11 protein-coding genes and 2 tRNA genes are annotated in these 12,434 nt (G+C 31.4%); 4 read left to right on the forward strand and 9 right to left on the reverse strand.

From position 1 onward, the window contains the following. Positions 1 to 4: 4 nt before the first annotated feature. From AGR56_RS17130 to AGR56_RS17160, 6 genes are all read right to left on the reverse strand, one after another. Positions 5 to 1,291, reverse strand: a complete 1,287-nt coding sequence (locus tag AGR56_RS17130; RefSeq protein ID WP_053243230.1) for a helix-turn-helix transcriptional regulator — start codon at positions 1,289 to 1,291, stop codon at positions 5 to 7. A gap of 322 nt (positions 1,292 to 1,613) precedes the next feature. Beyond that, the gene (locus tag AGR56_RS17135) at positions 1,614 to 1,847 is read right to left on the reverse strand and encodes a hypothetical protein (RefSeq protein ID WP_053243231.1); all 234 of its coding nucleotides are present in this window, start codon (positions 1,845 to 1,847) and stop codon (positions 1,614 to 1,616) included. A 256-nt stretch (positions 1,848 to 2,103) separates the two neighbouring features. Further along, positions 2,104 to 2,409 (reverse strand): hypothetical protein, encoded by a 306-nt coding sequence (locus AGR56_RS17140; RefSeq protein ID WP_053243232.1) that lies wholly within the window; start codon positions 2,407 to 2,409, stop codon positions 2,104 to 2,106. Positions 2,410 to 2,551: 142 nt separating this feature from the next. Next, a complete protein-coding gene (locus AGR56_RS17145; RefSeq protein ID WP_157055804.1) occupies positions 2,552 to 3,187 on the reverse strand; it encodes a hypothetical protein in 636 nt (211 codons plus the stop codon). 173 nt (positions 3,188 to 3,360) lie between these two features. Continuing rightward, positions 3,361 to 3,436: transfer RNA gene (locus AGR56_RS17155), tRNA-Val, on the reverse strand. 14 nt (positions 3,437 to 3,450) lie between these two features. Beyond that, positions 3,451 to 3,525 (reverse strand) — tRNA-Glu (locus tag AGR56_RS17160). 595 nt (positions 3,526 to 4,120) lie between these two features. Between AGR56_RS17160 and AGR56_RS17165 the strand changes: the two genes are divergently transcribed. Together AGR56_RS17165 and AGR56_RS22320 are read left to right on the forward strand one after the other, a co-directional pair. Next, the gene (locus AGR56_RS17165; RefSeq protein WP_242851520.1) at positions 4,121 to 5,899 is read left to right on the forward strand and encodes a YhgE/Pip domain-containing protein; all 1,779 of its coding nucleotides are present in this window, start codon (positions 4,121 to 4,123) and stop codon (positions 5,897 to 5,899) included. After that, entirely contained in the window at positions 5,890 to 6,444 is a 555-nt protein-coding gene (locus AGR56_RS22320; RefSeq protein WP_242851521.1) for a YhgE/Pip family protein, read from the forward strand. Before AGR56_RS17165 ends, AGR56_RS22320 begins: the two co-directional genes overlap by 10 nt. A gap of 147 nt (positions 6,445 to 6,591) precedes the next feature. Here the strand turns inward: AGR56_RS22320 and AGR56_RS17170 are convergent, their stop codons facing one another. After that, positions 6,592 to 7,713, reverse strand: coding sequence for a glycoside hydrolase family 88 protein (locus AGR56_RS17170; protein ID WP_053243234.1), 1,122 nt, complete (start codon positions 7,711 to 7,713; stop codon positions 6,592 to 6,594). A gap of 122 nt (positions 7,714 to 7,835) precedes the next feature. Here AGR56_RS17170 and AGR56_RS17175 point away from each other — a divergent pair, with 122 nt between their 5' ends. Beyond that, positions 7,836 to 8,624: a helix-turn-helix transcriptional regulator gene (locus tag AGR56_RS17175; protein ID WP_053243235.1), complete on the forward strand. Its 789-nt coding sequence runs from the start codon at positions 7,836 to 7,838 to the stop codon at positions 8,622 to 8,624. Positions 8,625 to 8,752: 128 nt separating this feature from the next. Here AGR56_RS17175 and AGR56_RS22325 read toward each other — a convergent pair whose 3' ends face one another. Then, complete coding sequence (locus AGR56_RS22325) at positions 8,753 to 9,121, reverse strand: hypothetical protein (protein ID WP_242851522.1); 369 nt, start codon at positions 9,119 to 9,121, stop codon at positions 8,753 to 8,755. Beyond that, positions 9,099 to 10,643, reverse strand: a complete 1,545-nt coding sequence (locus tag AGR56_RS17180; RefSeq protein WP_242851523.1) for a heparinase II/III family protein — start codon at positions 10,641 to 10,643, stop codon at positions 9,099 to 9,101. The genes AGR56_RS22325 and AGR56_RS17180 overlap by 23 nt, the downstream gene beginning before the upstream one ends. Before the next feature lie 381 nt (positions 10,644 to 11,024). Between AGR56_RS17180 and AGR56_RS17185 the strand changes: the two genes are divergently transcribed. After that, on the forward strand, positions 11,025 to 12,242 hold the full coding sequence (locus AGR56_RS17185; RefSeq protein WP_053243236.1) for an NAD(P)/FAD-dependent oxidoreductase: 1,218 nt from the start codon (positions 11,025 to 11,027) through the stop codon (positions 12,240 to 12,242). Positions 12,243 to 12,434 lie beyond the last annotated feature (192 nt).

Below are 12,434 nucleotides of genomic sequence, written 5' to 3' on the forward strand. Positions count from 1 at the left end.
CCCATTAATTTGTTTTAAGTACAAAGTTTATAAGTTCCTTAGCCGTTTCAACGTTATTATCAATATAAAAAAGCACCAATTTGTGAACTAGCATATGATTTATATTCCCCTGTTTATTAAACAAAGAAAATAACGTGTACTTTATACTGTTCATTTCCTTTACTTTGTTTTCAACTGTATACATTTCTATTAAATCACATAATATGTCATTTTCCAAAACATAGTTTTTTTGTTTTTCACATAAATTCAAAGCTTTTGAATAAAATTGCTCAGATTTTTCTTCATTACCAAAACTTCTATAAAATTTACCAACATGAAAATAAATTTCTGATAAATAAGGACTATCATTATTGACACTATTTAGCCTTTCAATAACACAATTAAAGTTTTCAAGAGCTTTATCCTTTTCCTGCATGTCTAAATAAACATTTACGATATTCAATAACACTGTTACATACCTATCTACATAATTACTTTTAACCAAGCTTATCAGTTCATCAAATACCTGTAATGCCTCACTATAACGCTTCATTGAACACAAACAAACAGCCTTGCTATCTAGTATTTTAAATAATTTTAAATTATCATTTCTATCTACTAATTTTTCAGATATCTCAAGGTTTTGCAAAGTCTTTTCAAAATTATTCATATAAAAATAAGATAAAGCATTGTTATATGTAAAAATCACTTTATCATTAACTGAAATATCATCAAAGCGATTTAATATAAACTCACAACATTCAATGCTTTTTTTATAGTCACCTATATATACATAAACCATGGATAGTTTCCTTGAAAGTGGTATTAATTCTCTATCTAAAAACACCCGATTAATTAATGCTAAAGCTTTTTCATAATATACAGCACCTTTATACATCTCATTATTATTACAATAATAATCTCCGGCTATTTTATATATCTTTAATTTTTTATCTTTTATGTCCCAGTCAATTAAAAAACTTTCTGCTTCTTTGAGTGTTTTAATAAAGCTATCACCCTTAGAAATGCTTAAAGTGTTTAGCTCTTCTATATAATTATCAAGAGCTTTATTAGCTTGTACAATTTGATTTTCCATTAAATAATCAACGGTCTCATCAACTTCAAAGCGCCTTTTTTTAGCCAATGCGGTTAAGTTTTTTATAACAACCTCTGCCGTTTTTTTAGTAATACTTGCTTTATTAGTTTCAATCTCACTTATAAGATTTCTTGTTATCTCACTTCCCGTAATTTCTTCCTGTTTCAAACCATACTTTCTTCTAATTTCCTTTAACTTATCACCGTCCGATAGCACTATATTTTTTTTTCATTTAAAAACCCTCTCATTTTGTAAATTTGTAACTATTTATATAAATTATACCACATGTATTTTTTTATGTAAATAGCTTCTATTACAATTACATTCCTTGGCTAAATAAGCCATTATAAAAAGCAGCTGGATGATATACTATCCAACTGCTCTTATACTAATGTGCTATTCGAGGAGGAGATATTTATGCATAAAATAGGAGGTAAACCAGATAAATGTACTTACCAATGTACTATTTGTGGTGAAATTGCAGTTCTTGATGATGATAGTGATCTTTACCACTATACTCAAAGTATCATAAAACTACTTATAATAAGTTATAAACAAAAAAGCATCCGCTTAAATTAATAAGTGGCTGCTTAAATACTAACTCATTTTTTTCTTTTAAATTCTGAATTTCTTCTTCTGATAATTCTGTCGTTTTTGCTACTAATTCAATACGCATCTCCATTTTCAATAGGTTTTCCGCAACTTTAATTACACCTGATTTAATCATTGTATTTTTGTCATGAAGCTCAGCTTCTCTAGCTTCATAAGCCATTCTTACTTTTTATCCTTACTTATTATTTCTAGATAGTTATAAGTATCTTTAATATCTGTGCTTTTCTTTGCAAGTATCAATTATCAATTTATTATATGGTATTCTTACTAAATCACCTTTACGATTGTTCTACTACACATACTGTTTAATGACTTCTACATGTGCTTGGTGAAGCCTTATCATTACAGCCACAGCAATGTATTCCATCGCATCCTGCACTGTCTACAATATCTGTAGTATTTTTGTGAATTAATTTTTATAACTTTTTACCTGTTAGTTCCTTAATGAGTTTATCAAATATTTCTTGCCTATTCATATTCTTTAAGTTTCTAATGGTTACGTGTTTACTAAAAGTATCTTGTATGAATTTCTTAACTGAATAATCAATGTCCCTTGTAACCTGTAGCAAGTCTTTCATTGAGTTTATTGAATAAGTAGCAATAAATTTTGGGTCAAGCGATTTAGAGGCAACATCAATGGCATTATTAATATTTAAAGATTTAGAATTTGGGTTTTCTGCTATCCACTGTGATAATATATCTTCATCAAAACCAATTTTCAAAGCTAAACATAATCCAGTAGGAAGCTATAATTTAGCATGAAGACTTTCTTAATAAAAAGAATATTATTTCATAAAGATATATTACACTAGATAAAATAGAATATAATAGGACAGGTTTAAATGCCCGTCCTATTTCTTTACATTAAAGATAAAATTCTGTGTAAACACTTTCAGGATCATTACTTACAGCCACTAATCCAATAGGAGTGATTAGATAGTCTGTTATAATTCCATCTACATTAGTAGCTAATGTCCTTGAACTATCAATAATACTATAATTACTACTTTGTTGAGACCAAGAGAAAGTAACTGTATTACCAGATAAATAGCTTGTTATGTTACTACAAGATGAAAATCTATTACTAACATAACTATACTGAACTCTAACATGAAAACTAGTACCTACCATTGGACCTCCATTAACCTTATCTTGAGTACCTGTACTCATGGTGTAAACTGTACCATCAGGTTTTATTTGATTTGAAGAATTGATTTTTGCATTGGCGTTAAATTTTTTGAGTGTACTTTTAAATGAATTATTAACCTCATCTACAACTTTTTCGGCTTCTGCAAGACTTTTCACTGTTGTTGGTTTTACATTTGCAGGTAATTTACTATAAGGAATAACTTGTCCAGTATATTTACCCACTTTTACAGTACTTCCTATTTTAGATGTTGTGGCAGCGCTAACAGTATTTTTAGCGGGCACAACGGCAACGGTAGTCGATAGAATTAACACTGATAAAATAATACTAAATACTTTTTTCAAATTAACCATCTCCTTTTACATAATATTACATTATTCTTTTTGAAAAGTAAACATTTTTTTTTAAATTTATAAAATTTTTCAAGTAAATATTGAATAGTATATATAGGAAGGGGATCGAACCCTCGACCTCTGGCGTGACAGGCCAGCACTCTAACCAGCTGAGCTACCAAGCCGCAATATTGTGGTGGGCACTACAGGGCTCGAACCTGTGACCCTCTGCTTGTAAGGCAGATGCTCTCCCAGCTGAGCTAAGCGCCCACAATATTTTTAAATGGTGACCCGTACGGGATTCGAACCCATGATACCACCGTGAAAGGGTGGTGTCTTAACCGCTTGACCAACGGGCCATATGTTATTCATTTAATCCGGCCTCGCGACCCGACAAGTAATATAATACAAAAAAAATCATCATGTGTCAACATATTTTTTAAATTTTTTTATTTAAATTTATAAAAAGCTATTTTTGAACTAAAATACGGTAGAAACTAATACTTATATTCCCATCATAGTATTATATGCCCATTTAATTCTACATTATTAATTTAATCTCATCAAAACTTTATTTTAAAGATAGATTTTTATATATTCCATCACTTCTCTATTTCTTTTTAGTAAAATGCTAGGTCACATCTATAGGAGGATGGGAAAAATCTGAAAACTTAATGCTTACGCAATTTCACCACATATGGTGTTCAGTGCAGCTGACATTATATAATTTCCAATATTCACCTGAGTAAAACGAAAGGTAAATCCACATTCACTCTACTCTGTACTCTGAATCAAAAAGTATACAAAAATTTTAAAAATAAACTTAATGGCTTAAATACTAACTTTTAAGATTTATAAACGTTTTCCTGGAAATTGCCGCCTAGTGCAAAAATCAAAAAGTTATGCTATTTTTATACTGACCAGTAAGTACAAAAACAAGAGAGGAGGAAAATTATGGAGTCAAAACAATCAAAATTCAATAAAAGTTTCTTGTGGAAAATTATAGCCATAGTTACTTTCGCAATTATGTTTATTCCTATGATGTATTCACTTTTTTATTTAGGTGCATTTTGGGACCCTTACGGAAGTTTAAAAGACGTTCCTGTAGCATTTGTTAATCTTGATGAACCTTATATGAAAGATGGCAAAGATTATACTTATGGAAAAGATTTAGAAAAAAAGCTTAAAGATAATGATTCCTTTAAATGGGAATTTATAAGCTACAATAAAGCTAAGAAAGGTGTAGATGGTGCATCTTATTATGCTATGATAGTAGTTCCTAAAGACTTTTCTAAAAAATTAGCAAATTCAACAAGTGGTGATTTTCAAAAGCCGCAAATAATATATAGAGCTAATAAAGGAAGAAACTTTATATTCTCTCAACTTTCATTAAAAGGTGCGGAGAGCATTCAAAATCAAATATCAAGTAATATTTCAAAAGAAACCTCTAAAGTTTTAGTTGACAAATTATATGAGGTTAAAGCTTCATTAAAAGATGCTAGTGATGCACAAAATAAGATTCAAGATGGAACACAAAAGTTACTTGACGGAAGTGGTACTCTTGCCACAAACTTAGTTACTGCTTTTGATGGATCAAATAAACTTAAAACAGGGTTAGACAGTGCAGTAACTGCTTCAAGTACTTTAAAAAGCGGATTAGACCAACTATTCAACGGAAGTATAACTCTTAACAATGGTTTAAATTCTGCTTATAGTGGTTCGACGGCTCTCAGCGGATTAAGCGCACTTGCCGAAGGTCAAAAAAGAGTAGTTGGTGGCTTAAATGATTTAAGTAATAACTTAACTCAATTTAAAACAACCATTAATGTACCTGGCGGAGACATGGATACTTTAATTAACAGTTCTAAATCAGCAAGCAATATAGCTGATGGGCTTAATACTGGAGTAAAAAATCTTAATGACGCAGTTTCAACCAATCTCGAAGATGCTGCTAGTGGAGTTGATAATGTCAATCAAAATATAGATTCAGTTGATCAGCTTTTGCAAAGAGCAATGGATGAGCTTTCAACAGATCCATCACAAGCAAAGGAAGACATGGAAAAAGCAAAAAATACTACAGCTGCTCTTAAACAAATCACTCCTCAAATCTCTGAGCGCCTAAGAGCTAGTAAAAATGTTGTTAGTGACAATCTTTCAACTGCTGCAGCTGGCTTAAAGCAATACAACGCAGGAATATATGCCGGTACTTTAAAAGCCCAAGCTAAAACCTCTGGCACTATAGACAAATTTATAGGCGGAATTAAACCTCTTCAAGATGGAAGCTCAACTATTTATACTAATTTAAACGCTGCAGCTTCAAAGACAAGTGATTTTACAAATGGTTTATCACAATTAAGCAATGGTTCAAAGAATCTTATGACAGGTCTTGGAGCTGCAAGTAACGGAGCAGGTCAACTTACAAGTGGATTAAATACGGCAACTTCAAGTACTGGTACCTTAGCAAGCGGTTTAGGTCAGTTAAGCGATGGAGCAAAAACTTTAAATTCAGGCTTAGGAACTTTAAATGATGGAACTACTAAATTAAAAACTGGATTAAATGATGGATATAGCAAACTCAATGACAACTTAAAATTTACTTCTAATGATATGTCAAAGTTTGTTTCTGACCCAGTTAAGTTAAGTGATCAATCTATAAATGATGTAAAAAATACGGTGAAGGACTTGCACCATACTTCATTTCACTTTCCTTATGGCTTGGCGCTATGTTTGTAAACATCATCTTAACCTTGGTAGATAAGTTTAAATTAACTGAGAATAAATTTCTTAATAGTTTCATAGGTAAGTTTATAGCTGGAGTAGCTTTAGTATCTGTACAAGCTATAATATTAGCATTATCATTAAATGCTGGTTTGGGCTTAGATGCCGTAAATACAACTTACTTATATTTAAATAACATATTTACTTCATTAGTTTTCTTTAGCGTAATGTACGGGCTATCAGCAGCATTCGGGATCATGTCAACACCAATATCCTTTGTGTTACTCATATTGCAATTATCTTCCTGTGCAGGTACATTTCCTATAGAAACAGCACCATTATTCTATAGAGTTGTTAGTAAGTTCATACCTATGACTTATACTGTTAAAGTAGTGAGAATGATACTTAGTGGAATAGACCACTCTGGACTTATGCAAAACATTTCAATACTTTTAACATTTATGTTTACATTCCTCATAGGTGGTTTCTTAATACAAACTCTTAGAACAAAGCTTTCAGAAAAATTTGCTTCTAAGAAAACTGCTGAAGAAGCAGCTTAATAATAACCTGTACTGATAAAAAAGCTTCTGCACAATTTAGTTGTGCGGAAAACTTTTTTTTATCTCACAAGATGGAGACTGCGGTGATTTCACCCTTTTCACCATATATTTTATACCCCAAATAAATATGCGTGACTTTTTTACTTATTACCACATAAATGATTCTTGACCTGTTAATTTCCAAATTGCTTCTATGAAATAATAATCTCCATAAATAAGCGAATTCTCATGACTTTTATCATGGTAAGTTACAGTACACTTTTCAACAATATTGTCTGTATTTTCATTCCAGTTGCACCTATAAGTACTTAATGCCATCAGCAGCTTCAATGCTGCATTATGATATATATGTTTTTCATTTTCCTCCATATATTTTTCTATTTCTAACATACCACATGCTGCAATGGCAGCTGCTGACGAATCTTCCCACACACAGTCCTTTGGTTGACGAAAATCCACTGGTATGAAACCATCTTCTGGTATATTCGAAATAAAGTAATTTGCGACTTTCTTTGCAGTATCCAAATATTCTTTATTTTTTGTATGAATATAACTAAGTATAAATCCATAAAGTGCCCATGACTGTCCTCTTGTCCATGATGATCCTTCTTTATATCCCTGACCTCCATCTGTGCGGATAACCTCACCTGTTAATGGATTAAATACAACAATATGATTTACAGACCCATCTTCTCTTACGAATTTCTTTTGTGCCATATCAGCATGTATTGTTGCTATATGCAAAAATCTAGGATCGTTAATTTCCTCGTATGCCCAATATAATAGTGGTAAATTCATCATACAGTCGATGATTGCAATTCCTGCGTTACATCCATCTCCATTATCATTCCAAGCTCGAAGATAGTTTCCTGCTGGATTTAGGCGACCTGCTAAATTTCCAGCTGCAACAATTGCAAGATTAAATGCCTCTTTGCTTCCGGTTAAACGATAATCTGCAACTGCTGTTAGTAGCCATCTAAACCCATTGTCATGATCAATGCCTCTATAATCGATAAGGTTCCTTTTAAGTTTTCTTTCATTATATCTGGCTATTTCACAGTAAATATCATCACCTGTTGCATGATACATCTGCCACATAATGCCTCCCCAAAATCCATTTGTCCACCAGAAAATATCACTTTCTGATAAATCATCAAATTCACCATTGTTCGTTGTATATGGTATTTTATCACGATTTCTTTTTGCTACAACTTCTATTTTCTTCTGTATCTTTTTTGCAATACTTTTTATCCATTCATTTTCATCCATACGAAATTCTCCAATCCATTTCTTTTTTCTGTATTATAAACATTTGACATATAAATTTTAATATCCTATAATGTGATTTACTAACCTTTTCTGTTACTTTTTCTTAGGAGGTATATTATAATATGTTTTATGTTCTAATGGGTGGTTCTAATGCAAAACATCCTCCATCATTTTTTATGTCACGACCAAGAGGATTAAACCACTATCTTTTTTTGCTTGTAAAAGTCAACGCTCAATTTACTGTTGATAATAGAACTTTTGCAGTAAATCCAAACAGTGCAATTATAATTGATCGTAATACACCATATGAATATTCAAATCCAAATGGTTATTACATTGATGACTGGATTCATTTTGACACAACATGTGAGTATGAGTTTCGTTCTTCTGGAATTGCATTTAATGAGGCTTATCCAATTAGTAATCCTTCAATTTTAACATCATACCTACAACAGATTATGTGGGAACAAAACTATACCTCCCCTAGATTTAAAGCTGCTAACATTGATATGCTTCTTCATATATTAATGAACAAGCTAATCTTGGCATACGAAGAAAAAGACCGAGTCCGTCAATACAATCCTTATCATACAAAACTGCAAAAACTTCGTCTGTCTTTATTATCTGCACCATATAAAAAAAGTACTCCAGCAGCAGCTGCTGATTCTTTAGGCATAAGCATTTCTTATTTTCAGCATTTATATAAAGATTTTTTCGGCATATCATTCCAGACCGACTTAATAAATATGCGAATCGAATATGCAAAGGAATTAATCACAACAACAAATTTATCCATAGAACAAATTTCTGAGCATTGTGGTTATTCAAATGAAGTACATTTCTATCGTCAGTTCCACAAAAAAACAGGAATGACACCATTAGCATATCGTAGTATGCGACAAGGTAATTAGTATTCACCAATTTAATACTTCACCTACAAGGTAATCTCTATCTTTATCAAATACAATCACATTGCCATATCCCATACAACCATCTGCTTCTACCAAATCTGTAGGTGAATTCACTTCTTGATGGCATATTATAATAACATATGTTTTTCATTGCATATTATTTTAAGACCTTCTGCCATAGTATCGTCATAATAACTTCCCTTTAATGCTGATTTCACTCCAATCTTATCAACTGTAAATTTTTGCTTTGCATCAGCATTGATAACTGTAATAAGACTTGTAAATCCTATATTCTGTCTAACAATTTTACATATCATATTATTCTCTTCTTGATTATAATTTCTAGAAATATGTCCCTCTTGTAAATTTACCTTAATATCTGCTGACATAAAATAAAAATCTACACATGCATTTTTTCCTGTATAATTGATTTTATTATTCTCGTCTTTTGTATATTTTACTTTACCATAATTACTAAAATGAAAAAAATTGTTCATATTCATGCTTTTCACTCGTATACATTTCATCAACAATTATATAAATATCTTTACCAATATTAATTATTTTTCTATTAACATATACTCCACCAGGAATATCCATGTATCCTAAATGTCCAGCCTGTACAAACTCACAATTTTGCGTTTTTGAATATCCCTGTTTTACTGGCTGTGATAATTTAGAGCATAACCATGAATCCTTGCATACTGTAAAATATTTATTATCAACAGTTATTGTATTATGTGCATCAGGATTTTTATATTCAAATCTTTTTGGTCCATACACATATGTATATCGTCCACTATCCATAAGCACATCTTCACCGTTAACTACTAAATCTATGTGTAGTTGATCAGAATGTCCATGACCTGCTCCTAAAGTCCCTGCATGAAAATGTAAAAGATTAGCCCTCTCCGACCAGTCTGAACGTAAATATGTGTTGCCACTATCACCTAGCATTATTGATGTAACCTCTGGTTCTTTTGACTGAATATTTTCATATTCTTTTTCCGCTTTTATGCCAAGGTCCCAAATACTTTCAAAATCAAATTTTTCATATCCTCCAAATTTAAGTACTGGATCATTATAAATATATGCTGCAGTGCTTACTAAATCTCTTATATCAGTATCATCGCTGTCCCCCATCATAAATTGATTATGATTTGGCTTCATCCAAGCAACATTTGCCAATGCCATCTTTTTTACCCTCTCATAAATACTATCAGGGATTGTAACATTATTTCTTGAAGCTAGAATTAATACATCAAGATAACAATGGAATACTTCATTATGATACATTGGTGATTGTTCCCACTGAACACCATCATTCATTATTTGCATTCTTGCTTCAATTTCTAAATTTTTTAATGCTATATTTATATATTCATTTGTTCGTTTATGTGGCGGAAGACATATTGCAATTTCAAACAAACCATGATTTTGTAAAACTCCCCAGTTGCTTATATAACAATAATTAGAATGACTCTCAATTAAATATTCTGCATGCTGTATCATACAATTATAAAATTTATCTAAAAATTCTTCAGTTACATAAGGACTATCTTTGAAGTAGCGTAATGCCTTATTCCATGTTTCTCCACGTAATCCAACCTCTAAAGTACGCCATGGACCAGCTTTGTATTCATCTGTAAGTGGAACATTATCAATCCAATCTTCTGTCAATTCTACATATGCTTTTGCATATTTTTCATCACCTGTAAGCAAATATGCCTGTCCAAGACATATGAAAAAGCGATGTCGATTAAATTGGTATACAAATTCCGGATCACCATATGGTATATAATTCCAATATATTGTTCCTTTAAATGTAACTGGATCATACGTTCTTTCCATATCCCATTTAAGGTCAAAAACAAAATAGTGCTTACAAACTTCATCAGCTACTCGAATAATATGTTTTACATCTTCTTTGCAATTCTCCATACAATATTCTGCAATAGCATCCCCATCGTCAAAAAAATAACATGAATTATCACGATTAAAAAAATCTTCTTTCTTCATGATTTCTCCTTTCTTAAATTCATTTAATATTTATTAAATTTTATATAATGTTCTGTTTTTATTTGCAATATCATTTTTCCATATATAAATACTTAAAGTCAATAAACTATATTGTTATAAAGTAACCAATTTGTCTTTCTTTCTGTTTATATCGTCAAAACATCCTGTTATAATGAATGGAATATCCATTGGTTTCTGTCAAAAATATTATCCTAATAATCAGTAATACATTTATAACTGGATCTTGTTTTTGATTTGTTAAATTCAAAGGTGAAATACATAACAATAAAAATTTACAAATAATCTAGCTTTAATATTAATTCTGATGTAAAATATATTGAAGTTTTAATATATTTAAATTTATCTTGAGGAGAGATTTTAATGAAGGTAATTGTAATTGGCGGCGGTGCAGCTGGAATAACGGCAGCAATTTCTGCTAAGGATTCTGGCTATGATGTTTCAATAATTGAAAGAAATGATAGAATAGGCAAAAAAATATTGATTACAGGCAATGGCAGGTGCAACATAACAAACGAAAATATAAATGAAGCTAGATATCATAGTCAAAACAATGGCTTTTTTAAATATGCCCTAGATAAATTCAATAAAGACAGTACTATAGATTTTTTCAGTATGCTTGGGCTTCCACTTACAACTTTAGAAAGTGGTAAGATGTATCCAATGTCTCTCCAAGCCTCATCTGTTCTTGATATACTAAGGCTTGCACTTGAAGATAGGGATATCCCTGTACATACGAATTCAAAAGTAATTAAAATAGAGAAATCAAAGAACACTTTTAAAATATACGATTCAAACGATAAACTTTATGAATGTGATAAAGTTATACTTGCATGTGGTGGCAAATCTGCGCCTAAAACCGGTTCTGATGGCTTTGGCTTTAAACTAGGTACAAATATGGGTCACAGCATAGTAACTCCTCTTCCTGCCATAGTACAACTAAAATTAGTGCATAATAGTCTTAGAGCTTTATCTGGAATAAGATTTGATGCTAACACTAAAATTTTCGTCAGCGACGAATTAGAAAGAACAGAATTTGGTGAAATTCTATTCACTGATTATGGAATATCTGGTCCTGCTATACTTCAGCTCAGCAGAATAGCATCTATCGGAATTGAAAAGAACAAAAATGTTGTTTTACAAGTGGATATTTTACCTAACATAGAAGAAAATAAAATTCAGGAATTCTTTGAGAATCATTGGGGAATGTTCTACTATAGAAGTGTATTTGACTCTCTTGTAGGAGTTATACATAAAAAACTTATACCTATACTTCTTAAAGAAGCCAACATATCAAATATTCACAAACAGTGCTGTGATTTAACGTGGGAAGAAAAATCAAATATAGTAAGCCTTCTTAAAAAATGGAATTTCGTTGTTAGTGGAACGAATTCATTTGAAAATTCACAGGCTACCGCAGGAGGCATAAATACTAGGGAAGTCGACGAAAAAACTCTTCAATCAAAACTTGTTTCTGGTTTATACTTCTGCGGAGAAATACTAGATGTTGATGGAGATTGCGGTGGATTTAACCTTCAATGGGCATGGAGTTCTGGATTTTTAGCAGGACAAGTGAAGTGACAGTATTTTGCGATATGTTATAGATGAACAAGCTGAAAGCTTAAAATTAGTACCATCAAATTCATCCAGTTAAATTGGAATTTGTCGAGCACTATAGTGAAGGGTTTTAACTCACTTCGTTTGTTAAAAGACTAAGGTTTTCGCTATGCGAAAGGTGAAGGGTTTTACGGTGCTGTGCACGTAAAATTGTAA

Origin of the sequence: Clostridium sp. DMHC 10 (assembly GCF_001270375.1) — a bacterium.
In the GTDB taxonomy this organism is placed as follows: domain Bacteria; phylum Bacillota; class Clostridia; order Clostridiales; family Clostridiaceae; genus Clostridium_S; species Clostridium_S guangxiense.